The organism is Pauljensenia sp. 27098_8_83 (assembly GCF_041432695.1).
GTDB lineage: Bacteria > Actinomycetota > Actinomycetes > Actinomycetales > Actinomycetaceae > Pauljensenia.
Map to the genome: position 1 here is coordinate 1 of NZ_JAPWAD010000002.1, position 23,483 is coordinate 23,483.

Here is a 23,483-nt window from a genome sequence, read left to right on the forward strand (position 1 = left end):
GAGCGCCGTGGGGATCGTGGTGGTTTCCAGCGTCGCGATGATCGACGCGGCGGTCACCAGCGTCGGGACGATCGCCGGGGTGGTTTCCGCGACGACCGCCGTAAGGATGCTTCGTATAAGAACTATTCGTCGACGGATGAATACGTGTCGCCGAACGGAAACGAACCGACGATTCCGGCCGGTGTTAGCGCCGATGAGCTTGACCGTGATGCGCTGCGTGCCCTTGCCACCCTTTCCGGTCCTAACCGAGACATCGTTGCGCGTCATCTCGTGATGGCTGGGCAGCTGATTGATCTCGATCCGGAGGCTGCGTATCAGCATGCTCAGGCGGCGGTTTCCCGCGCCGGTCGCGTCGATGTTGTGCGTGAGGCCGCTGCTCTCACTGCTTACGCGTCCGGCCGCTACGAGGAAGCTCTGCGCGAGGTTCGTGCGGTCCGTCGTATGCGCGGCGATTCATCGCTGCGTGCAGTCGAGGCAGATGCCGAACGCGGTCTTGGCCATCCGGAGAAGGCCGTCGAAATCATCGACGCAACCGATGCCTCGTCCCTTGATCTCGCTGAGCAGGTCGAGCTCGTCCTCGTCTCCTCCGGTGCCCGCGCCGACCTCGGCCAGGCTGACGTCGGCCTCGTGATCGTCGACGATGCTCTCGCTGCACTGCCTGCCTCTGCCGATGACGAACTGCGTCGTCGCCTGATGGAAGTGAAGGCACAGCGCCTGACAGAGCTCGGTCGCGACGAGGAAGCCGGCGAGGTTCTCGATGCTATGCCTGCCGTTGCTGAAGATGCTGAGATCATCGACGTTGCCCTGTACCAGGATTCAGATGTCGATGGGAAGCGTTCGCCGCTGCGTGGTACCGGCAACGCCCTCGCCGAGGACTACGATTGTGCTCTCCTTGACCTTGATGGCACCGCGTGGTCGGGTGACGAGCGCATCGAGCATGCGGCTGCGTCCGTCGTTGAGGCGCGTGAGCTTGGTATGGCTTCTGCCTTCGTCACGAACAACGCAATGCGTACGCCTGCGCAAGTGGCCGAGAAGCTCAACAGCATGGACTTTGACGCGACGGCTGACATGATTATGACCTCCGCGATGGATATTGCCGCGATCATGGCTGAGGAGCTTGAGGAAGGCTCGAAGGTCTTTGTGATTGGTGGTGCGGGTCTGCGCCTCGCGCTGGAAGAGCGTGGCTTCGTTCTCGTTGATAGTGCTGACGATGAGCCCGCCGCCGTCGTGCAGGGCCTCGATAAGCAGGTGGATTGGGCGCTTCTGTCCGAGGGCGCGTTCGCAATCGAGCGGGGCGCTGCTTTCTACGCGTCCAACCTCGACGCGACGCTGCCCGTTGAGCGTGGGCAGGCGCTTGGCAACGGTTCGCTCGTGCGCGCGATCCAGCACGCGACCCACAAGCGTCCCACTGCCGGCGGAAAGCCTGAGCCGGGCATCTATCGTCGCGCGAGCGAGCTCGTGGGTGCGCAGAACCCGCTCGCCGTAGGTGACCGCCTCGAGACCGACATCATGGGAGCCGTGGCCGCGGGTGTTCCCGCCATGCACGTTCTCACGGGTGTCCACCAGGCCAGGGACGTCATCCGTGCGCCCCGCGGCCAGCGCCCCAGCTACCTCGCGATCGACATGCGTGGTCTGCTGGAGGCACACCCCGCCCCGAAGCATCATCGTGACGGGACGTGGACGTGCGGACTGTCCCAGGTGGCAAAAGCGCACCGTTCTGGTGTGTTGACCCTTGACGACGTCGAGCTGACCGAGCCGGTGACGATCACGATCGACTCCTACCGTGCGCTTGCCGCAGCCGCGTGGGAATACGCGGATGCTGCTGGTTCCGCCCCTTCGTGCCCCGAGATTACCGTTGTGAGCAATGACGATCCGGCTGGTATCGTCACTGCCCCGGAGCCGACCGCAGCTATCGATGACGACGATGATTTCTTCGACGTCGCCGCGAACGCCGACAGCCTCCCGGAGCCGGATTCGCAGACGCCTGCATTCCTGCCCGGGGAAGAGGAGCTTGAGCGCCTCCTTGAGGACACGGCCGATTTGGACGACGAGGCCTGATGGCCCTACGCGAACAGATTGAGGCCCGGCTCGTCGGTTTCGATGGTCTTCCAGTGTCAGAGCAAATGACGACGCTGGAAGCCATTGAGTCTGATTTGCGCCGGGCCCTGTCTGCTGACGTTCCCGGCGGCGCGGCCGTTCCTGCGGAACATATTCGCGTCGCTCATAAGGATCGGAGAGATGGGTGAAGCTTCGCCGTATTGATTCTGAGCTGGTCCGACGTGGGCTCGCGAAATCGCGGTCCGCGGCCGCACAGATGATTGAGGATGGGCGCGTCAAGCTCGACGGTCAGGTTGTCGTCAAGCCGGCCCGTCAGATGGATCCTGCTCAGGCGATCGTCGTTGAGGAATCCGACGACCCCGAGTACGTCTCGCGTGGCGCGCACAAGCTTGCCGGCGCCCTCGACTCGCTCGGTGAGAAAGCACCGGTGATCGAAGGGCGCCGCGCGTTGGATGCGGGTGCCTCGACGGGTGGTTTCACCGATGTTTTGCTGCGGCGCGGTGCCTCTTCGGTCGTCGCCGTAGACGTGGGGTACGGTCAGCTGGCATGGAAGCTTCAGTCCGATCCTCGCGTCGAGGTTCACGATCGGACGAACGTGCGCACCCTCGATCCTGCCGCGGTCGCACCAGCCCCCGAACTCGTTGTAGGGGACATGTCATTTATTTCGCTCACCCTCGTGCTGCCCGCACTGGTCGCAGCGGCGGCTCCTCACGCTGACTTCCTGTTGATGGTCAAGCCTCAGTTTGAGATCGGAAAAGACAGGCTCGGGCACGGGGGTGTGGTGCGTAACCCGGAGCATCACGTTGAGACGGTGGAAAAGGTAGCGCGGTGTGCCATCGACCTGGGGCTCGACATCGCCGCTATTGCCGCGTCACCGCTTCCCGGCCCGAGCGGTAACGTCGAGTATTTCGTGCATATGCGACGAGATTATCCTGAGCCGATCGATCCTTCCCAATTGACCGATTACATCCGTGCAGCGGTCGCTGCCGGCCCCGCTGGAGGACACGTATGACCCGTGTGTTGATGGTGCGCCATCGTCACCGCCCGAACGCGGTGACGAGTGCTGTGAGTTTGGCGGAGGCCCTCAAGGCGCGCGACATCGAGGTTGTCGAAGACTCCTCCGGGGGCGGCATCGACATGGTGCTATCGATCGGCGGTGACGGAACATTTTTGGTGGCAGCGTCAAGCGCGCGTGCCCTCGACGTCCCCCTGCTGGGTATCAACGCTGGCCACATGGGCTTCTTGACGGAACTGGGTGATAAGGGGACCGGTGACCTTGCACGCAAGATCGCCGACGGAGATTTTTCGGTCGAACGTCGCATGACCCTGGATGTGACGATGGAGCGTCCCGACGGTTCCAAGGCTGACGACTGGGCGCTTAACGAAGCGGTCGTTATGCACACGGACGTCGCTCATCCCGTTCATTTTGCCCTCGTCGTCGATGGACAGGAAGTGTCGACGTACGGCGCCGATGGCATGATTTTGTCGACGCCGACCGGCTCAACTGCCTATTCTTTCTCCGCTGGCGGGCCCGTCGTGTGGCCGGATACGGAAGCAATCGTTGTCGCTCCGTTGGCGGCGCACGGGTTGTTCACGCGTCCGCTCGTCGTTGGCCCGTCGGCGTGTGTGGAGATCGTGGTGCTCGATGATATGTGGACTGCCCCGGAAATGTGGTGTGATGGCCTGCGCCGTATGACTGTCCCGGCCGGTGGCGTCGTGCGTGCACGCGTGGGATCGTCTCCTGTGCAGCTGGTGCGTGTGGACGATACGCCGTTTTCTGCGCGTCTCGTCCGTAAGTTCAATTTGCCGGTACGTGGATGGAGGGACGCTGCGCGGTGATTGAATCTCTCGATATTTCCAATCTGGGTGTCATTGCCAACGCGCACGTCGACTTTGGCCCTGGGCTCGTTGTTGTGACCGGTGAAACTGGTGCCGGTAAAACGATGGTGTTGTCGAGTCTGCAGCTTCTTCTCGGGGCTCGCGCTGACGCAGCGCTCGTGCGTAGCGGTACGGAACGTCTGTCGGTCGATGGCATTTTTTCGATCACGCCTGATATTGGGTCGCGCGTGGAGGATGCTGGTGGTCTCGTTGAAGGCGATGAGCTGATCGTTGGTCGGTCGGTCCGTGCGGCGGGGCGCTCGCGTGCGCACCTTGGTTCCCGTCCCGTTCCTGCTTCCGTATTGGCCGATATCGTCGGGTCGATGGTGACGATCCATGGTCAGTCGGATCAGATTCGGCTGACGGGGGAGGCCGCTCAACGACGTGCACTGGACCAATTTGGAGGCAGTGCACATGCGGCTGTGGTGGAAGAGTATCGCGCAGCTTTTCGCGGTGCCGTCGATATCAAGCACCGCCTTGATTCCTTGCGCGGCGACGCGACTGAACGTGCCGAGGAAATTGAGGACCTGCGTGCCGCGATCGATCAGATTGAGGCGCTTGATCCGCAGCCGGGTGAAGAAGAAAACCTGGTGCGAGAGGCCGCGCGCCTGACGAACGTCGAGGACCTTCGCGGCCTCATGGGTGCCTCCCTTGGTTTTCTGAAGGGGGATGATCGCGGGGATTACGCGGGTGCGGTGGAGGCCGCACGTAGTGCGTACGCGCAGCTAGACGAGGCCTCGCGCTTCGACGAGGCCGTGGCTGATTTCGTCGCCCGTGCCCGTAACCAGGCGCTCGAGTTGGATGCTCTCGCCGATGACGTGTCGTCCTATCTGAGTCGACTCGACGCGGATCCGCAGCGCCTGGCGCAGATTCATACCCGTCGGGCTGCCCTGAAAGATGCGTTGCGCGGAAGAGCTGCGGATATCGAGGGCCTGCTCGCGTGGGTCCAGGAAGCGCGCGTTCGGCTCGCCGAGCTGTCAGCTCCGGCCTCGGACCCCGCCCTCGTTGAGGAGGAGCTCCGTGCCGCGCAGGAACACGTTCTCGCATGCGGCTCCCGTCTGACGGCCGCACGCGCCACGCTCGCCGCGGAACTTGCCAGCGGTGTCAACGAAGAGCTGCATGCTCTGTCAATGCCCGACGCCACGCTCCACATTGACCTCGAGGCAACGAAGCCGACGTCCCACGGGTGTGAGAGCGTTGTCTTCCGCCTGCAGCCGCATCCGCATGCTCCTGCGCGTCCCCTCGGACAGGGTGCCTCCGGCGGCGAGCTCTCGCGCGTCATGCTCGCCCTCGAGCTGATGCTTGGACGCACCGAGGCCTCGTCCACGTTTATTTTCGACGAGATTGATGCTGGCATCGGCGGGCAGACAGCGACGGAGGTAGGCGCACGGCTGAAGAGACTCGCCGCATCGCGCCAGGTCATCGTCGTGACGCACTTGGCCCAGGTCGCCGCTTTCGGGGACCAGCACCTCGTCATCGAGAAAAGCGACGGGACGACGCAGGTTCGTGAAGTGCGCGGGCAGGCGCGCGAAGCCGAACTGACGCGCATGATGGGTGGGGATCCGCACTCGGCTGCGGCGCGCCGCCACGCTTCGCAAGTCTTGGCTTCCGCCGTGTCACAATCGCAGGGATGAGTGAAACACTTTCAAAGGAATCGAAGGGCCAGGTGGGGCGTGTACGCGTCGACGACCGTCCCAAGCACCTGGCAACGCGCCTCGAGCGTGGAGAGATCGCCGTTATCAACGTCGCGGACTTGGACCGCGAAAGCGCAGCTGCGCTGGTTGAAGCCGCGCCTATCGCGGTCCTCAACGCGCAGCCTTCGCTGACGGGTCGAGCCGCAGCTCTCGGTCCGCGCCTCATTCTCGACGCCGGTATTACGCTCGTTGATGACCTCGGCCAAGACATCATGTCGCTGCGCGAGGGACAGGAAGTCGCCGTCACGGGCGGCAAGGTCCTCGTTGATGGCGGTGTCATTGCAACCGGTAGGGCTGTGTCAGCCGAGGACCTGGATGTTGAGGTCGCTGACTCGGCCACGCTGTTCGCCGGGTTCGAGGGGTCTGTCGAAGACTACCTGGCCAAGGATGGTGCGACCGTTCTACGTGGTGAGGGAGTGCCCCCTATTGATGGCCTTGGCAAGCGTCCGATTCTGCTCGTAAGCGCCGCGAGCGAGGCAGCGAGCGATTGTCGCGCGCTCGCCCGCTGGCGTTCCGAGGCTGCTCCTTTCGTTATCGCTGTCGATGGGGGAGCGGATGTCGCCCTCAAAGCGCACCTCACGCTCGACCTCGTCGTGGGTGATGCAGACCTGATGAGCGAGAAGGCCATTCGTCGTGCACGCGCCTTCATCGTGCGGGTCGGTGGTGATGGTCTCGCACCCGGTGCCCAGCGACTCGATCGTATGGGTATCGTCTACGAGCGTGTGGCCATGGCCGGTACGTCTCTCGACGCGGCCCTCGTCGTTGCCGCTCATTCAAGCGCAACCGCGGTGATCACGGCCGGTGTTTCCTACGGGGAGGCTGAGCTTGTTGATGCTGGACGCGCGCTCGTCGCCCCTGCGTTTTTCTCTCGGCTTGCGGTCGGCTCGCGACTCATTGGCGCGCAGGCGGTTGCGGCCACGTTCCGCCCCCGTCCGCGCGGCTGGACCCTCGTGCTCCTCGCCCTTGTCGCTCTTGGGCTGATGGGCGTTGCGCTGTGGTCGACCCCGTGGGGTAACGACCTGTTGCACCCGATTACCTCTTTCTTTGTCTCGCTGATGCATTCCGCTGGAGGAACCCAATGATTAACTTTCGCTATCACGTTGTCTCGATCATCGGGATCTTCATCGCTCTCGCTGTCGGAGTCGTCCTGGGTGCCGGTCCGCTTCAGGGTCGTATCCACGCCGGAGTGAACGCGTCGTCGACTTCGAGCGCGACCGATCCCCAGCTGAGCGCACAGGCGGAAGCCGAGGCTGCGGGCCTGAAAGCCCTCGCTTCCTCGACCCTCGCGGGTTCCCTGACCGGTGCCAAGGTTGCGCTCGTCGTGCTCCCCGGTGCGTCGGATGATGATGTCGCAGCCCTCCGTTCGACGCTCACCGACGCCGGAGCGAGCGTCGTCGGCCGCGTGACGCTGAGCGACAACTGGCAGTCCACGTCCATGAGCCAGTACCGCACGACCCTGTCGACGACGCTCGCCTCGCATCTGACCTCCGGCGCGGCGAAGACGGCTAGTGCGGATGGTGTGGTGGGTTACTCGATCGCTCAGGTGCTCACCTCGACCGGCTCCGAGACTGACCTACTGCGTCAGATTCTGACGGATGAATCCACCCCGATCATGACGATTGATGAGGACCCTGCCGGCACCGCGACCACTATGGTCGCCGTCGGGCCGCGTGCGCAGGCCGTGGCCTCGGACGGTGCGACCCCTGCCGCAGTAACCGCCAGCTCCGATGCCTGGGTTGGTCTGGCCCAAGCCGTCGGCTCGACGTCCGGTGTGCTCGTGGGCGATGCGTCGACACGCGACGCGATGATCACTTCTGTGCGCGCCAGCGGCACCGCCGTGACGACCGTTGACTCGGTCGGTACCACCCTCGCTGCCGTCGATACGGCGCTCGCCCTGTCCACGCCTGCCACCGGTGCCCGCGCCTTCGGAGTGGGTAACGGAGCACAGTCTGTCATCCCGAGCAACAAGTAAAGCGCGTCAATACGCGATTTTCTTCGTCGGCCCCCCGCTGATCTGCCCAGATCGCGGGGGCCGATTCATGCCAGGAGTGTTAGGCTGAAGTTCCATGGTGAGTACTTCAATGCGCACGGCGCGTGCGGAAAATTCCATGACCAAGCATATTTTTGTCACGGGTGGTGTTGTGTCCTCGTTGGGCAAGGGCCTGACCGCCTCCAGCTTGGGAAGACTCCTTCGTTCTCGGGGACTGCATGTGGTCATGCAGAAGCTCGATCCCTACATCAATGTCGATCCCGGCACGATGAACCCGTTCCAGCACGGCGAAGTTTTCGTGACTGAAGACGGCGCGGAAACCGACCTCGATATCGGCCACTACGAACGCTTCCTGGATGTGAACCTGTCGGGCGCTGCAAATGCGACGACGGGCCAGGTGTACTCCACGGTTATCGCCAAGGAACGTCGTGGTGAGTATCTGGGCGATACCGTTCAGGTTATTCCGCATATCACGGATGAGATCAAGAATGTGATGCGTCGTCAGGCTCAGCCTGATGAGAACGGGAATCGTCCTGACGTTATCATCACTGAAATCGGCGGTACCGTCGGCGACATCGAATCGCAGCCGTTCCTCGAGGCGGCTCGCCAGGTGCGCCACGACCTCGGACGCTCGAACGTCGCTTTTGTCCACGTGTCGCTCATTCCGTTCTTGCCTGCTGCCGGTGAACTCAAAACGAAGCCGACGCAGCACTCCGTCAGTGCACTGCGGTCGATTGGCATCGCGCCGGATGCTCTGGTGCTGCGCACCGATCGTCCGCTGCCCGAAGGGATCAAGTCGAAGGTTGCGCTCATGTGCGACGTCGACCGCGACGCCGTCATCGAGTGCGCTGACGTACCCTCCATCTACAACGTGCCGCTGACGCTGCATCGCGAGGGACTTGATGCCTACCTCGTCCAGCGCCTTGGATTGTCCTTCCGGGACGTCGACTGGAAGGAATGGAAGGTACTTCTGGAGCGCGTGCACTCCCCGAAGCACCGCCTCGAAGTTGCTCTTGTTGGCAAGTACATCGACCTGCACGACGCCTATCTGTCGGTATCAGAGGCGATTAAGCACGGCGGCTTCGCCAACAACGCGCGGGTCGATATCCGTTGGGTCGCATCGGACACCTGCGAGACGCCCGAAGGGGCTGCGCGTGAGCTCGCCGGTGTGGATGCAATCGTCGTTCCCGGTGGCTTCGGCATTCGTGGCATTGAAGGCAAGCTCGGCGCTCTACGGTGGGCGCGCGAGCATCGTGTGCCGACCCTGGGTCTGTGCCTGGGTTTGCAGTGCATGGTGATCGAGGCTGCCCGTCACCTCGCCGGTATTCCGGGAGCTTCGTCGACCGAAATGGATCCCGACACCGCCGAACCCGTTATTCACACGATGGCGGACCAGCACGAATTCGTCGATGGAAGCGGCGATATGGGCGGAACGATGCGACTGGGTGCGTATCCCGCAAAGCTCGTGCCGAATTCTATTGTTGCGACTGCCTATGGCACGACCGACGTGAGCGAGCGGCACCGTCACCGTTACGAGGTCAACAACGCCTACCGCGACCGCCTCGAGGCGGCGGGCCTGAAGGTTTCTGGAACCTCGCCGGACGGCTCCCTCGTTGAGTTCGTCGAGCTTGATTCGGCTGTGCACCCCTACTATGTTGCAACGCAGGCGCATCCGGAGTTCAAGAGCCGCCCGACGCGCCCGCACCCGCTGTTCGCGGGACTGATTGAAGCTGCGTTGAAGCGTCACGTGGGACGTTACTCTTCGCGCTCTGACGAAAAGGAATGAGAGGCGACATGCATTTTCTGTCGAGCGACCAGGTCCAGACGATCGCGGACCAGCCGAGCCCTCACGAGGTTGCCGCGAGCGAGGTCGTCTGGAGCGGCCGCATCGTCGACATGGTCGAAGATCATGTCGTCGTCGTGAAGGGACAGGATCCCGTGGTGCGTCAATACACCCGTCATCCTGGTGCAGTTGCCGTCGTGGCGATGCGCGGTGAGGCGGGCGCTGAGGAGATTCTGATGGAACGCCAATACCGTCATCCGGTTCAGGCGAACCTGTGGGAGATCCCCGCTGGCCTCCTCGATATTCCCGGGGAAGATCCGCTCATCGCCGCCGAACGTGAGCTAGCAGAAGAGACCGACATGAAGGCGGGCCGATGGGAGGTGCTTGTCGACTTCCTGACGTCCCCCGGTGGTACGAACGAGCCTCTGCGTGTTTTTCTCGCTCGAGAGCTCGCCGAGACCGGTACCGTGTTCGAGCGCGAGGACGAGGAAGCAACCATGCAGTATGCGTGGGTCTCACTCGACCAGGCTCTGGACATGGTGCTGTCGGGTCGCCTGCACAGCCCTTCTGCTGTCATCGGTATCCTCGCGGCGCATGCCGCTCGCGGTCGCAATTGGGAGGGATTGAGGGCCGCCGATGCTCCGTGGATGCGGTAGCTAACGAGCCATGGGCCCTAAGTCCCTCGACTTGTGGGCTGTCCGACACTCCGATCCGCTTTTCGCAACGCCGATTTATCTAAATTGGCGTACACTCGTTTCCAGAGAAAAGCACACGGAGACGCACGCGTGAAGCGTCGGAGCGGAGGACAGGTGGCAGAGGAATCAGACGCCACAACCCGACAGCAGGTGCTCGATCTCATCGTCGAAAAGGGGCCGGTCACGGCCTCGTCAATTGCGAAGGTCTTAGGGCTGACAACCGCTGCCGTTCGGCGCCACATCACGTTGTTGCTCGAATCCAAAGAGATCGCGGAACACGAGCCGGGCGCACCGTCCAAGCGAGGACGGGGACGTCCCGCCCGGCATTACGTCGCAACGGAACGCGCTCACGTCCACCTGGCTGACGGTTACTCAGACCTTGCTACCAAAGCGCTGGGATATCTTGGGCAGCTCGGGGGAGAGGAAGCCGTCGAATCGTTCGCTGCGGCACGTTCGCGCGAGATCGAACGGCGATACGCCCCGATCGTGCGCGATGCCGGGACGGATCCTCGCGTGCGTGCGCAGGCCCTCGCTGACGCCTTGACGCAAGACGGCTATGCCGCGACCGTGCGCGATATTGGCGGAGGCACGCTTGCCGTCCAACTCTGCCAGGGCCATTGCCCCATCCAAAACGTTGCGGGCGACTTCCCGCAGTTGTGTGACGCCGAGACAATCGCTTTTGGCAAGCTCCTCGACGTCCATGTGCAAAGACTTTCCACGCTCGCCGGTGGTGGACACGTGTGCACGACCCACATTCCCGTGGGGATGCCCGTGATTCGCCCCGGAGCGCGGAACGTGCGACGCAAGTAGCACATAGGTAAGAACGAGAGGTTGATACAACAATGACGCAGGCACCCGCCTCGGGCGCTGAGGACCGTCGTATGACCGATGACGAGATCATCGAGTCGATCGGCGGTTACGAGTACGGTTGGCACGACTCCGACGACTACTCCAAGGACGTCCCCACCGGCATTAACGAAGAAATAGTCCGCTTTATCTCGGACGTGAAGGACGAGCCGCAGTGGATGCGTGAACGTCGACTGAAGGCGCTTGAGCTCTTTGAGCGCAAGCCGATGCCCGCGTGGGGGCCGGATCTGTCCCACGTGGATTTCGATGCGTTCAAGTACTACGTGCGCCCCACTGATCGCCAGGTCAATGACTGGGAAGATCTCCCCGAAGAAATCCGTGACACCTACGATCGCCTCGGCATTCCCGAGGCCGAGAAGTCGCGTCTGGTGTCGGGCGTTGCCGCGCAGTACGAGTCCGAGGTCGTCTACCAGCAGATCCAGGAGGACCTGGAGCGTCAGGGCGTCATCTTTACCGACACGGACACGGGCCTGCGCGAATACCCCGAGATTTTCGAGGAGTACTTCGGCAAGTGTGTGCCCGCGGGCGACAATAAGTTCTCCGCGCTGAACACGGCCGCCTGGTCCGGTGGCTCGTTCGTGTACGTTCCCAAGGGCGTGCATGTGACCATTCCGTTGCAGGCGTATTTCCGCATTAATACCTCGGCGATGGGGCAGTTCGAGCGCACGCTCATCATTGCCGACGAGGGCTCCTACGTGCACTACGTGGAGGGCTGCACCGCCCCGATTTACGATGAGAACTCGCTGCACTCCGGTGTCATCGAGATCTTCGTGAAGAAGGACGCGCGCGTGCGTTATACGACCATCCAGAACTGGTCGACGAACGTCCTCAACCTGGTGACTCAGCGTGCCATCGTCGAAGAAGGCGGCACCATGGAATGGGTCGACGGCAACATGGGTGCCGCGATCACCATGAAGTACCCCGCCTGCTTCCTGATGGGCGAACACGCTCGCGGCGAAACGCTGTCCATCGGCTTTGCCGGCCCCGGCCAGCAGCAGGACACCGGCGCGAAGATGGTGCACATGGCACCCCACACCTCGTCGTCGATCGTGTCGAAGTCCGTCTCGCGTGGCGGTGGCCGCACGTCCTACCGTGGCCTCGTCCAGGTCAACGCCCGTGCACGCCACTCCAAGTCGAACGTGCTGTGCGATGCCCTGCTCGTCGACAAGATCTCGCGTACCGACACGTACCCGTACGTGGACGTGCGTACGGACGATGTCGAGATGGGACACGAGGCGACCGTGACCAAGGTGAGCGCCGATCAGCTGTTCTACCTGATGAGCCGAGGCCTCGACGAGAACGAGGCCATGGCGACGATCGTGCGTGGCTTCGTTGAGCCGATCGCTAAGGAGCTGCCGATGGAGTATGCCCTCGAGCTCAACCGCCTCATTGAACTGCAGATGGAAGGATCCGTCGGCTGATGACGACCCCCAACACTATTGTCGACACCATGAACAAGGCCCACTCGCACGGGGCTGACGCTGAGAGGGCGCACCCGTCGCGCGCGGATCGTCCCACCTCGTTCAACCTGAACGACATTCCCACCCCTCACGGACGCGAGGAAGACTGGCGTTTCACCCCGATGCGCCGCATCGAGCGCCTCTTTGATCCGGCGAACTACGACGCAGGCGATGCACCCGTTGCGGTTGACGCTCCTGATTCCGTTCTCGTCGAGTCGGTGTCGCGCGATGACTTGCGCCTCGGAACCGTGCTCGCACCCGGCGACCGTACTGCGGTCGTCGCGTGGAATGGTTTTGAGCAGGCGACTGTCGTTGAGATCCCGGCCGAGGCCGAGCTCGACGCCCCCGTGCGCATCAACGTCGCAGACGTCGAAGGCACCCGTGCACAGCACCTCGTGATTCGCGCAGGCGCTTTCTCCAAGGCGACGGTGATCCTCTCGCACAGCGGTTCCGCGCAGGCTGCGCTCAACCAGACCGTCGAGGTCGAAACGGGCGACAGCGCGAACCTGACCGTCGTGTCGCTGCAGGAATGGGACGACACCGTCCTGCACGCCTCGAACCAGCGCCTGGCATTGGGACGCGACTCCAAGCTGACCCACATCGTCGTCACCTTCGGCGGCGACCTCGTGCGTCTGTGCGCGGACACCGACTTCCGAGGTCCGGGCGCCGAGCTCACCATGCTGGGCATCTACTTCGTGGACGGCGGCCAGCACCTCGAACACCGCGTCTTCGTAGACCACTCGCAGCCGAAGTGCTTCTCGCGCGTCACCTACAAGGGCGCCCTGCAAGGGAAGGACGCGCACTCGGTGTGGATCGGTGACTGCCTCATCCGCGAGGCAGCCGACGGTACGGACACGTACGAGTTGAACCGTAACCTGGTGCTCACCGAGGGAGCCAAGGCCGATTCCGTGCCCAACCTCGAAATCGAAAACGGCGAAATCGAAGGCGCCGGACATGCCTCCGCGACCGGTCGTTTCGACGACGAGCAGCTGTTCTACCTGATGAGCCGTGGTGTTCCTGAGCACGAGGCACGCCGCCTGGTCGTGCGCGGCTTCTTCGCCGAACTGATCAACCAGATCGGCGTCCCCGAGGTGGTCGACCACCTCATGGCAACCGTCGAGGCCGAGCTGGCCAAGTCCCGTAACAACTGAGCTGTAAGGAATACATATGTCGACTCTGCGTATTAAGGATCTGCACGTCTCCGTCGAGACCGCCGAAGGCCCCAAGGAGATCCTCAAGGGTGTCAACCTGACGATCAACTCCGGCGAAATTCACGCCATCATGGGCCCCAACGGCTCCGGTAAGTCCACCATGGCCTATGCGCTGGCCGGTCACCCCGATTACGAGATCACCTCGGGTGAGGCCTGGCTCGACGATCAGCTCATCACCGAGATGAGCGTCGATGAGCGCGCCAAGGCGGGCCTGTTCCTCGCCATGCAGTACCCCGTCGAGGTCGCCGGCGTGTCCGTCTCCAACTTCCTGCGCACCGCGAAGACCGCGATCGACGGCCAGGCGCCCGCCCTGCGCTCGTGGGTCAAGGAAATGAAGACCTCCATGGAGAACCTGCGCATGGACCCCGACTTCGCCGAGCGCGATGTCAACGTCGGCTTCTCCGGCGGCGAGAAGAAGCGCCTCGAGATCCTCCAGATGGAGCTCCTGAAGCCCTCGTTCGCTGTCCTCGACGAGACCGACTCCGGCCTCGACGTCGACGCACTGCGCATCGTGTCCGAGGGCGTCAACCGCGTCCACGGCGAGACCGGCTGCGGCGTCATGCTCATCACGCACTACACCCGCATCCTGCGCTACATCAAGCCCAGCCACGTTCACGTTTTCGTCGACGGCCACGTCGCCGCTCAGGGTGGTCCCGAGCTGGCTGACGAGCTCGAAGAGAACGGCTACGACAAGTACCTGGGTCTCTGATCGCCGTGTCGCGAGACTTTACCGCCGCCGAGCTCGACGCGATTCGTTCGGATTTTCCGATTCTGAGTCGCGTCGGGCGCGGCGGCGCGCCCATTGCGTACCTGGATGCCTCCGCGACATCCCAGAAGCCCGCATGCGTCATCGACGCCGAGGCCGACTTCTATCGCCGCAGTAATGGCGCGGTCCACCGGGGCACACACCTGCTTGGCGACGAAGCGACCGACGCATTTGAGAGTGCGCGCGGTGCTCTGGCCTCGTTCGTCGGTGTGTCTGCTGACGAAATCGTCTGGACGAAGAACGCGACCGAGGCGATTAACCTGGTTGCCTTGTCAATCGGTCACGCCTCGCAGGGCATGGGCGGTGCGGAATCGGCGTCGCTGCGCGTGGGACCCGGCGATCGTATCGTCTGCACGCGCGCCGAGCACCACGCGAACATCGTCCCCTGGCAGCAGCTATGCCAGCGTACGGGCGCTGAGCTCGCCTGGCTCGACCTGACGCCGGACGGCCGCATTGACTTGGAGACTCTCTCCGTCATCACGCCGAATACTCGCCTCGTCGCGTTCACCCACGTCTCGAACGTGACCGGCGCCGTTTCACCCGTCGCGGCCGTGAGCGCTGCGGCCCGCGCCGTCGGCGCACTTGTCCTCCTCGATACGTGCCAGTCCAGCGCACACATGGCGCTGAACCTCTCAGAGCTCGACGTCGACTTCGCGGTGTTCTCCTCGCACAAGATGCTCGGCCCCACGGGTGCCGGTGCACTGTGGGGACGTCGGTCGCTCCTGGCGGCGATGCCGCCCGTCCTCACCGGCGGCTCGATGATCGAATGGGTCACCATGGAGGAATCGACCTTCATGGCACCACCCGAGCGTTTTGAAGCCGGATCGCAGCCCGTCGCTCAGGTCGCGGCCTGGTCGCAGGCGCTGCGCTACATGTCGGCGCTCGGCATGGATCGCGTGGAAGCGCACGAGCACGCGCTGACGTCCATGATGCTCGACGGCATCTCCTCGATCGATGGCATCAGGGTTCTCGGCCCAGACTCGGACGTCGATCGCATCGGCGTCGTTGCTTTCGCCGTGGACGGCGTGCACCCCCACGACGTGGGTCAGTTCATGGACTCGGTTGATGTGGCCGTGCGGGTCGGACACCACTGTGCGATCCCGCTGCATACGTTCTTCCAGGTGCGTTCCTCTGCACGCGCATCGGTCGCCCCGACGACCACCGCTGAGGAAATTGAACGCCTCATCGACGGGCTGTCGAAGGTACGCAGCTTCTTCGGTCAGTAGAATTGCACGTGACGGTTGGGTATGAAAGGAAACCATGGGCAGTCTTGAACAGTTGTATCAGCAGGTCATCTTGGATCACGCTCGTGAAAAGCACGGCGCTGGTGACCCGTCGGGCATGGACGCATCGTCCCACCAGGTCAATCCCACCTGCGGTGACGAGGTCACCTTGGGCGTGTCGCTCGATGGTGATCATCTCGCTTCCCTTCAGTGGGAAGGCGACGGCTGCTCGATCTCGCGCGCATCGCTGTCCATGATGACCGATCTGACGCAGGGTAAGTCTGCCGAGGAAATCGGTCGTCTCTACCGGGACATGGAAGTCATGATGCATTCGCGTAATCTCGGCGTCGATGATGAGATCCTCGACGACCTCGGTGACGCTGCCGCCCTGGAATCCACCTCCCAATTCGCTAATCGCGTCAAGTGTGCCCTCCTGGGGTGGTATGCGTTGCGCGACGCAATGGCCAAGTCCGGCATCGATATCTCCACCGCGGGCGAGCCCGCCGATCAGTAAAGGAACAGGAATGAGTAACCCGATGGCTCAGTCTGAGCCGGTCGAGCAGCGCTTCGGCGCACCCGCTTCGGCGCAAGCTCCTAGCGCCGAGGTGCCCACCCGCCAGATCGACGGCACCGACGTCATCGAGCAGGGCACGCTGGCAGCCGAAAACGTGCTCGAGGCCCTCAAGGACGTCATCGATCCCGAGCTGGGTATCAACATTGTCGATCTCGGCCTGGTGTACGGCGTCGTGATCGGCTCTGAAAACCAGGTTCGCCTCGACATGACGCTGACGTCGGCTGCCTGCCCGCTGACCGACGTGATCGAGCGCCAGGCGCAGACGATCCTGTCGGCAGTGACCGACGAGGTGCAGATCAACTGGGTCTGGATGCCGCCGTGGGGCCCGGATCGCATCACGCCCGATGGCCGTGAGCAGCTGCGAGCGATCGGCTTCAACGTCTGAGGCACCTTGATGCACAGTGTCCCCGGAACCGCTCGGTTCCGGGGACACTGGTATACGGCCCCCAATCGGTGTGCTGACATCTCTCGTTCTCCAGTGTCAGTAGATTCGGTGTTGTGCGTTCCGCTCCTCACACTGTTCCGGTAACCTAATGTGAGTCATGGCATGAAGGAAGGGACCAACACCCATGGAGATGCTCGACAACAACCAGGGCAAGCGCTTGGGAGACTCCCTGCGTGCCACGCTTGACGATGACGCGAAGCTGTCGATTATTAGCGCGCACTTCAGTCTTTTTGCCTATGGAGAGTTACGCGAGGAACTTGAGCGCCTTGACTCCGTGCGTGTTCTGTTCAATGAACCGACCTTTATTCGAGACATGAAACGGAGACTGAGCACTCTCGAGTTTGACATTGCCCAACGCGCGCAGGGACAGCGCGAGAAAGCACTCGCGGAATCCAGCTTGGAGCTCACACTTCGTAACAAACTGAACCAACGTGCTCTCGCGCGGGCGTGCGCATCGTGGTTGAGGAAGAAGGTGACGCTACGCTCCGTGCGGCGTGAGAATGTGCTCCAGTATCCGCCGAGTTATGTCATCGAAGGTGCTGCAGTGAGTCCTCACCTTTTTGCGGGGCAGGGTGCTACTTTCACCTTGGAGGGGTTGGGAGTCGCGCGCCGTCCGGACACGCTGACGATGATTACTCACTTTTCGGGGGATGAGGCCAAGGCACAGGTTGAGTTCCTGATGGCGCAGTTTGAGTCCGTATGGGCGAATGATGAGGCAACGTGTGACGTCACCGAGCAGGTCGTCGAGCAGGTGGAGGCGATGTACGCAGACAACGCCCCCGAGTTCATTTATTTCCTGACCCTGTACCACATCTTCCGGCGTTTCCTTCAGGAGACCCGGGACCACAATCCACGTGAAGACACCGGCTTTTTCGATTCGGTGATATGGGGCAAGCTCTACGATTTCCAGAAGGACGCCGTCATCGGGGCGATTCGTAAGCTGGAAAAGTACAACGGCTGCATTATTGCTGACAGCGTCGGCCTGGGGAAGACATTTGAAGCACTCGCCGTCATCAAGTACTACCAGCAGCTCAACAAGAATGTCCTGGTGCTGTGCCCGAAGCGCCTGCGAGAGAACTGGACTCTCTGGATGCAGGCGAGTGATGAGCGTAATCCCTTGGCCGCGGACCGCTTCAATTACAAGGTGTTGAACCATACGGACCTCTCACGTCGGCGCGGCAAGAGCGGGGACACTGACCTAGAACACCTACAGTGGGGCACATTCGATTTGCTGGTCATCGATGAGAGTCATAACTTTCGCAATAAGGCCTCGACCGCAACAAGTTCGAACCGTTACACGCGCCTGATGAATGAGGTCATACGATCCAACGGACGCACGAAGGTGCTCATGCTATCGGCGACCCCGATCAATAATCGTCTCACCGACCTGCGCAACCAGATTGAACTCATCACGGAGGGACGCGATGACTATCTCGAGAAGACTGACGGCATCGGTTCCATCGATGCAGTGATGAGGTTGGCACAAAAGCGCTTCAACCTGTGGAGTTCGCAGGCACATGGACGTCACACGACGCAGAGCTTTGCCGAGTACGTCAACGCCGACTATTTCAAGCTTCTTGATGCCCTGACCATTGCGCGTAGCCGCAAGCACGTGACGAAATACTACGGCACCGAGGCGGGCACATTCCCCAGCCGCCTCGCCCCGCGCAATGTCCAGGAGCCCATTGATTCGCGAGGCGAGCTGCCCCCTATCAGCGAGCTCTACGCAATGATCAGCGACCTGACGTTCGCCCAGTATCAGCTTCTTTCCTATGTGCGTGAGGATGCTCGCCCTGGCTATGAGGTCGATTACCGTGAGGGGTTCGGCAATGACTTCGGCAGTGAACTACATCGTACGAACGCTGTCGCCGTGCTGATGCGGGTCAACCTCCTCAAGCGCATGGAGTCCTCCGTGAGTGCCTTCCGTACGACTCTGAGGCGCGTGCGCAGTTCCTGCGCCGATATCCTGGATCGGCTTGCAGCACTTGAAGCACGAAGCATCGACGATGCTCTCAGTTCCGTCGAGGTCGGATACGGAATTGAGGGTCTCGAGGACGGCCTCGATGATCGGGAAACTGAGATGTTCGAAGTCGGGGCGCAGATTCGCGTCGACTTGCGCGATGTGGACCGCGAGACTCTGTCCATGGACCTGACGCACGACGTCGAGATTCTCGACGAACTGATCGATTATTCCTCCGCAGTGACACCGGATCGAGATGCCAAGCTCGGCGCGTTGAGGACACTCATCATCGAGAAGACCGGCACCGGTCAGATCAATTCGGGTAACAGGAAAGTGCTCGTCTTCAGTGCCTTCGCTGACACCGTTACCTACCTGTATGACCAGTTGGCATCTGATCTACAGCGCAGCCATGGTCTGACGTGCGCGCAGGTGACGGGCACTCGCAATCGCATCACTGGGAAGCGATACGTGCGCGGTAGCTTCGAGGATATCCTCGGTCGTTTCTCGCCCCATTCGAAGGAATGCATCGCTTTCGCGGAACGTGAAGGGCAGATCGATATTATTTTCGCAACGGATTGCATCTCGGAGGGCCAGAACTTACAGGATTGCGATTGCGTCGTCAATTACGACGTGCACTGGAACCCGGTTCGCATCGTGCAACGCTTCGGCCGGGTCGACCGCCTGGGTTCACCGAACAAGTACATTCAGATGGTGACCTTTTGGCCAGACGTCGACCTGGAGTCCTACATCAAGCTTGAGTCACGCGTCAAGGCGCGCATGGCTCTGGGCGATGCGAGTGCCTCCGGTGAGGAGAATCTTCTCACCCCATCAGAGGACATGAACGACTTGGAGTATCGCTCGGATCAGTTGCGCACCTTGCGTAGCGAAACCCTCGATCTCGAAGACATGCGGCGAGGAATGTCGATTACGGATTTTGCGTTGGATGATTTCCGAATCGAGCTGGAGCGCTACATGAACGCTCATCCGGGCATTCTAGAAGGCGCACCGACAGGCTTGCACGCGGTCGTCGATATTCCGGATAGCCTGCGCGCTCAGGTGAGTCCAGGAGTGGTGTTCTGTCTCGAACAGCGTGGAGACACCGGTGATAGCAGTCGTGTAACCGCGCCGCTCTCTTTGATTTACGTGCCAAGGGACGCAACGGGCGCACGGGTGTTGTCCCACCCAACGTACTCCCTGGACCTGCTCAGGCAGCTGTGCGAGGGACGTCATGAGCCCCTGGACGCCCTGTGTGCACAATTCAATCGAGATACACGTGATGGTGAGGACATGAGTGTGTACTCGGCTCTGCTGGCGCAGGCTGTCGCAACGGCGATCACGCAGGGAGAAGCAACGACCCTCGAATCGCTGTTGACACCGGGAGTGATCTCCCGCGGAGCCGCGTCAGAAGCAGACTTTTCTCTGGTGAGCTTTGTGGTGCTCCTATGAGCTCCATCGACTGGGCTTCGACGCTGGCCATGCCGCCCGGTGTACGCCGTTTCGAGCGTACGATTCCCACGCATGCGCTGGAGCGCGAGGCCGAACTGACGCGCACGCAGTGCGACGGCCTGGGCAAAATCACCGGGCTGACTCTCCTGGGTGTCGTACAGGAGGGCACGACTGGCATTCCCGCGGCAACAGCGATGGGCCGCCGTATCGATGCGGTGTTGTTCTTGTGGGCGTCCCTCGGTAACACGCGAGCGCTCGAATCGACTGCCACCATTGTGCACGGATGTTTCCCGCATCCCTCAGTCCTGATACAGGAGAACACCCGCGGAGACGTCTGTGTTTCTGCTGCACTCACGTCGCGCAGGAAGCGTGCAGCAGGGTTGAGCGTCGATGCCATGGAGGTGGACACCAGTGTCGGTTTGTGGCGACGCACGCAGCAGGGGAAGGCGTTCTTGTCCTCGTTGGCTTTCGATACCCTTGATCAGCGCTCGCTGGCTCATCTCACCGCGGACATGATGGCGAGAATTCGCTTGGCTCGCGTCGCTCATCTCGTTGGCTTCTATCCTGATCCGGAGCTGTGCCGTAGCCCGGATGTGGTGGCGTTGATCGAGTGCTTGCTTGAGCGTCAGAGCAGGCAAGATCGGCTGCGTGCGCAGTGGAAGGCACGCGGAACCACGCAGCGCGAGCGTCTACGGTTACGAATTCCTCTCGCCGAGGCGATGAGCCAGACGAAAGCAGCTATCGAAGAGTTAACGAGGCGTTGTGGACCTTAACGCCCTCAGCGCCCGAGCCTCTCACGCACGAGCTGCGCGACCTTACGACGAAGGATCTTACCCATCTGGTTGCGCGGCAGTTCGGCGATGACGACCAGCTGGCGGGGGAGAGCGTAGTGGGCGATGGTCTTTTCCGCCCAGGCACGCACTTCCTCAAGAGTCAGTGGTGCACTGCCGTCTTCCATGATGATCGCGGCGGCAACTTCTTCGGTTGCATCGTTCACGGGAACTCCGACAACGGCGACGTCGGACACCGCCGGATGGGATCGGATCGCTGCCTCGACCTGGGAGGGGTAGACGTTGAAGCCTCCCGATAGAATCAGTTCCTTTTTGCGGTCAGCCATCGAGATGAAGCCGTCGCTGTTGACCCCGATGTCACCGGTCTTGAACCACCCCTCGGAGGTAAAGACGCGCGCACTCTCCTCGGGTGCGTCCAGGTATCCATCGAATACCTGCGGGCCGCGCACGATGATCTCGCCGGGCTGCCCGTCCTCAACATCGACCGTGTCGTCCTCGAGAGAGACAAGGCGTAGCTGCGTCGACGGGAACGGTACGCCAAGGACGCCGTGGCGGCGCTTGTCCGACAGGGGAGCGCCCGTCAGGACAGGTGCGGTTTCCGAAAGGCCATAGCCTTCGACGATCATGCCACCCGTGGTTTTCTCCCAGTCATCTGCAAGCGTGGTTGATAGAGGCATAGCTCCGGCGACCGCGTATCGGATGGAGGTGATGTCGGTATTTGTCTTGTGAGCCTGGCGCAGGATGCGCTCGAACATCGGCGGCACGCCCACAAAGAACGTGATGGGACGTCGCTTGTGCGCGTCGAGTGCCATCTGCGCATCGAACTTCGGCAGCAGCACCTGGGTGGCAGCCTTACGCACCGAGGCGCACAGGAAGAATGTCAGGCCGAAGGCGTGGAAGTAGGGGAGTAGGGAGAAGAACGTTTCGGCGCCCTCGTGCAGCTTCCACACCCAGAACATGCACTGGTTGACGTTGACTCCGATATTGCGGTGGGTGAGCGGCGCGGACTTCGGCACGCCGTTGGTGCCCGAGGTGTGCAGGATGACTGCGCGGTCGTCGCCGGTTGGTAGCGGGTGGCTCGGATCAATCGGCGCGGACGAGGCCGTGGCGCGGTCCCAGGAGCGTGTCTGCGCGGGGACGGAACCACGCAACTGATTGCGCGTCTGCCGTGCGCGGGCGACGGGCAGACGAAGAAGCACACGCTGTGACATCGGCATACCGTGCGAAATATCGACCGTAAACACCGTGTCGAGAACATCGAGCGGGTAGGCGTCCACACACTTTTCCCACACGATTGCAACCCTGCCGCCGTGGCGTGCCAGCTGCCCCGCAATCTCCGAGGCCGGAGCCAGCGGATTGTGCTGTGCAGCGACAGCTCCGATACGCATGCACGCGTAGAAAGCAACGAATGCCTGCGGACAGTTGGGAAGCGCGATGGCCACCGTGTCGCCGGAGCGAACCCCGGCCTCGTGCAAGACTTGCGCGGCCTTGAGCACCTGCTCGCGCACCTGAGCATACGTGGTCGTTGCACCAAAGTAATCGAGGGCAATTCGATTGGGATACAGACGCGCCGCATTATCCAAGAGGCTGTAGAGCGACTCGTCCGGCACGGGTACCTCGTAGGGGACCGCGTCGTACATGTCGTGGGCTTGCTCGACGATGCTGCGTGTCATGACTTCCTCCTGGGAATCGGCGAATCCAATTGTACCGATACGCAGAATTCCTTACACCTGCGATGCCGACCACGTATCGCACGTGGAAATATCTCCGGAGTCGAGGCCGCGCTGCAGCCAGGTCGCGCGTTGATCGGCACTGCCATGGGTCCAGGTCTCGGGATTGGACGTGCCCTGGTACTTGGTTTGCAGGCGGTCATCGCCGATAGCCTGCGCGGTCTGCAGGGCACCCCGAACCTGATCGGCGGTCGGGGTCTTCAGGTAGGGCGTACCCGTTGACGGATCAGGAGTATTTGACGCCCAGTGCATCCACACCCCCGCGTAGCAGTCCGCCTGAAGCTCCGAGCGCACACCCGCACCCTGAGCGCCAGTCTCGCGCGTGTCGTGAGCGCGGAAGACCCCCTGTAGATTCTGGATGTGGTGGCCCCACTCGTGGGCAACGACGTACTCCTGCGCAAGCACCGAATCGGAGGCGCCATACTGAGAGACCATGTCGTTGAAGAAACCGAGATCCAGATACACGGTCGAATCACCGGGGCAATAGAACGGCCCCACGGCACTCGTCGCGTTCCCACAGGCGGTCGATACCGAATCCGTGAAGATCTGAAAGTCAGGAAGCTCGTAGGTCACGCCGGTCCCCTGATCGGCCAGCTGCGTCTTCCAGACGGCGTCAAGAGACTGTGCGGTCGCAACCATTCGACACTCGACGCGCTCGTTTGCATCCTTTCCTGTCTGACACGATGAGACATCCACCGACGAGGAGGACGAGGAGGACGAGGAGGAGGTCTGCGGTGACGATGACAGGAGAGCGGTGAGATCGATCCCCGTGAAGTAGGAAAAACCGAGGATCAGCAGGACACCGAGAATCGATCCGCCGCCGGCCCCTGCAATCTTGCGTCCCGCTCCCGAGGTGCCGACACGGGACGGATCCAAGTGGATATTGTCGTTAAAGCTCATGAATGCTCCCGG

The 23,483-nt window shown here is 62.1% G+C and carries 19 protein-coding genes; 17 read left to right on the top strand and 2 right to left on the bottom strand.

The window, feature by feature from the left end; all coding sequences use genetic code 11:
- From O3656_RS01085 to O3656_RS01165, 17 genes are all read left to right on the top strand, one after another.
- Positions 1–2,058: HAD-IIA family hydrolase (locus tag O3656_RS01085; RefSeq protein WP_500062220.1), on the top strand; the 2,058-nt coding region annotated here is incomplete at its 5' end.
- Positions 2,059–2,242: 184 nt separating this feature from the next.
- Positions 2,243–3,070, top strand: coding sequence for a TlyA family RNA methyltransferase (locus O3656_RS01090; protein ID WP_500062221.1), 828 nt, complete (start codon positions 2,243–2,245; stop codon positions 3,068–3,070).
- Positions 3,067–3,897, top strand: a complete 831-nt coding sequence (locus O3656_RS01095) for an NAD(+)/NADH kinase (RefSeq protein ID WP_500062222.1) — start codon at positions 3,067–3,069, stop codon at positions 3,895–3,897. The genes O3656_RS01090 and O3656_RS01095 overlap by 4 nt, the downstream gene beginning before the upstream one ends.
- Positions 3,894–5,570 (top strand): DNA repair protein RecN, encoded by a 1,677-nt coding sequence (recN, locus tag O3656_RS01100; RefSeq protein WP_500062223.1) that lies wholly within the window; start codon positions 3,894–3,896, stop codon positions 5,568–5,570. Before O3656_RS01095 ends, recN begins: the two co-directional genes overlap by 4 nt.
- Positions 5,567–6,712, top strand: a complete 1,146-nt coding sequence (gene steA, locus O3656_RS01105) for a putative cytokinetic ring protein SteA (protein WP_500062224.1) — start codon at positions 5,567–5,569, stop codon at positions 6,710–6,712. Before recN ends, steA begins: the two co-directional genes overlap by 4 nt.
- The gene (locus O3656_RS01110) at positions 6,709–7,602 is read left to right on the top strand and encodes a copper transporter (RefSeq protein ID WP_500062225.1); all 894 of its coding nucleotides are present in this window, start codon (positions 6,709–6,711) and stop codon (positions 7,600–7,602) included. Before steA ends, O3656_RS01110 begins: the two co-directional genes overlap by 4 nt.
- A 136-nt stretch (positions 7,603–7,738) precedes the next feature.
- Positions 7,739–9,406, top strand: a complete 1,668-nt coding sequence (pyrG, locus tag O3656_RS01115) for a CTP synthase (protein WP_500062226.1) — start codon at positions 7,739–7,741, stop codon at positions 9,404–9,406.
- Between the two features lie 8 nt (positions 9,407–9,414).
- Positions 9,415–10,059 (top strand): NUDIX domain-containing protein, encoded by a 645-nt coding sequence (locus tag O3656_RS01120; RefSeq protein ID WP_500062227.1) that lies wholly within the window; start codon positions 9,415–9,417, stop codon positions 10,057–10,059.
- A 153-nt stretch (positions 10,060–10,212) separates the two neighbouring features.
- The gene (locus O3656_RS01125; RefSeq protein WP_034475649.1) at positions 10,213–10,908 is read left to right on the top strand and encodes a helix-turn-helix transcriptional regulator; all 696 of its coding nucleotides are present in this window, start codon (positions 10,213–10,215) and stop codon (positions 10,906–10,908) included.
- 32 nt (positions 10,909–10,940) lie between these two features.
- Positions 10,941–12,386 (top strand): Fe-S cluster assembly protein SufB, encoded by a 1,446-nt coding sequence (gene sufB, locus O3656_RS01130; RefSeq protein WP_500062228.1) that lies wholly within the window; start codon positions 10,941–10,943, stop codon positions 12,384–12,386.
- Entirely contained in the window at positions 12,386–13,576 is a 1,191-nt protein-coding gene (gene sufD, locus O3656_RS01135) for a Fe-S cluster assembly protein SufD (RefSeq protein WP_500062229.1), read from the top strand. Before sufB ends, sufD begins: the two co-directional genes overlap by 1 nt.
- 16 nt (positions 13,577–13,592) lie before the next feature.
- Positions 13,593–14,345: a Fe-S cluster assembly ATPase SufC gene (sufC, locus tag O3656_RS01140; protein WP_016461603.1), complete on the top strand. Its 753-nt coding sequence runs from the start codon at positions 13,593–13,595 to the stop codon at positions 14,343–14,345.
- 5 nt (positions 14,346–14,350) lie between these two features.
- Positions 14,351–15,628, top strand: coding sequence for a SufS family cysteine desulfurase (locus O3656_RS01145; RefSeq protein WP_500062230.1), 1,278 nt, complete (start codon positions 14,351–14,353; stop codon positions 15,626–15,628).
- 34 nt (positions 15,629–15,662) lie between these two features.
- Positions 15,663–16,139 carry a Fe-S cluster assembly sulfur transfer protein SufU gene (gene sufU, locus O3656_RS01150; protein ID WP_048676825.1) on the top strand — a complete coding sequence of 159 codons (477 nt, stop codon included), beginning with the start codon at positions 15,663–15,665 and terminating at the stop codon, positions 16,137–16,139.
- 10 nt (positions 16,140–16,149) lie between these two features.
- Entirely contained in the window at positions 16,150–16,584 is a 435-nt protein-coding gene (locus O3656_RS01155) for a metal-sulfur cluster assembly factor (protein WP_500062231.1), read from the top strand.
- Positions 16,585–16,768: 184 nt separating this feature from the next.
- Complete coding sequence (locus O3656_RS01160) at positions 16,769–20,050, top strand: helicase-related protein (RefSeq protein WP_500062232.1); 3,282 nt, start codon at positions 16,769–16,771, stop codon at positions 20,048–20,050.
- Positions 20,047–20,823 carry a DUF4391 domain-containing protein gene (locus O3656_RS01165; protein WP_500062233.1) on the top strand — a complete coding sequence of 259 codons (777 nt, stop codon included), beginning with the start codon at positions 20,047–20,049 and terminating at the stop codon, positions 20,821–20,823. The genes O3656_RS01160 and O3656_RS01165 overlap by 4 nt, the downstream gene beginning before the upstream one ends.
- Before the next feature lie 5 nt (positions 20,824–20,828).
- Here O3656_RS01165 and O3656_RS01170 read toward each other — a convergent pair whose 3' ends face one another.
- Entirely contained in the window at positions 20,829–22,514 is a 1,686-nt protein-coding gene (locus O3656_RS01170; protein ID WP_500062234.1) for an AMP-binding protein, read from the bottom strand.
- Between the two features lie 51 nt (positions 22,515–22,565).
- A complete protein-coding gene (ypfJ, locus tag O3656_RS01175; RefSeq protein ID WP_500062235.1) occupies positions 22,566–23,471 on the bottom strand; it encodes a KPN_02809 family neutral zinc metallopeptidase in 906 nt (301 codons plus the stop codon).
- Positions 23,472–23,483: the final 12 nt, after the last annotated feature.

What these genes read in the sequence shown, in the direction of transcription:
- O3656_RS01095 (WP_500062222.1), top strand. Translation starts at nt 3,067, where the DNA reads ATGACCCGTGTGTTGATGGTGCGCCATCGTCACCGCCCGAACGCGGTG.
- steA (WP_500062224.1), top strand. Translation starts at nt 5,567, where the DNA reads ATGAGTGAAACACTTTCAAAGGAATCGAAGGGCCAGGTGGGGCGTGTA.
- O3656_RS01110 (WP_500062225.1), top strand. Translation starts at nt 6,709, where the DNA reads ATGATTAACTTTCGCTATCACGTTGTCTCGATCATCGGGATCTTCATC.
- pyrG (WP_500062226.1), top strand. Translation starts at nt 7,739, where the DNA reads ATGACCAAGCATATTTTTGTCACGGGTGGTGTTGTGTCCTCGTTGGGC.
- O3656_RS01120 (WP_500062227.1), top strand. Translation starts at nt 9,415, where the DNA reads ATGCATTTTCTGTCGAGCGACCAGGTCCAGACGATCGCGGACCAGCCG.
- sufB (WP_500062228.1), top strand. Translation starts at nt 10,941, where the DNA reads ATGACGCAGGCACCCGCCTCGGGCGCTGAGGACCGTCGTATGACCGAT.
- sufD (WP_500062229.1), top strand. Translation starts at nt 12,386, where the DNA reads ATGACGACCCCCAACACTATTGTCGACACCATGAACAAGGCCCACTCG.
- sufC (WP_016461603.1), top strand. Translation starts at nt 13,593, where the DNA reads ATGTCGACTCTGCGTATTAAGGATCTGCACGTCTCCGTCGAGACCGCC.
- sufU (WP_048676825.1), top strand. Translation starts at nt 15,663, where the DNA reads ATGGGCAGTCTTGAACAGTTGTATCAGCAGGTCATCTTGGATCACGCT.
- O3656_RS01155 (WP_500062231.1), top strand. Translation starts at nt 16,150, where the DNA reads ATGAGTAACCCGATGGCTCAGTCTGAGCCGGTCGAGCAGCGCTTCGGC.
- O3656_RS01160 (WP_500062232.1), top strand. Translation starts at nt 16,769, where the DNA reads ATGGAGATGCTCGACAACAACCAGGGCAAGCGCTTGGGAGACTCCCTG.
- O3656_RS01165 (WP_500062233.1), top strand. Translation starts at nt 20,047, where the DNA reads ATGAGCTCCATCGACTGGGCTTCGACGCTGGCCATGCCGCCCGGTGTA.
- O3656_RS01170 (WP_500062234.1), bottom strand. Translation starts at nt 22,514, where the DNA reads ATGACACGCAGCATCGTCGAGCAAGCCCACGACATGTACGACGCGGTC.
- ypfJ (WP_500062235.1), bottom strand. Translation starts at nt 23,471, where the DNA reads ATGAGCTTTAACGACAATATCCACTTGGATCCGTCCCGTGTCGGCACC.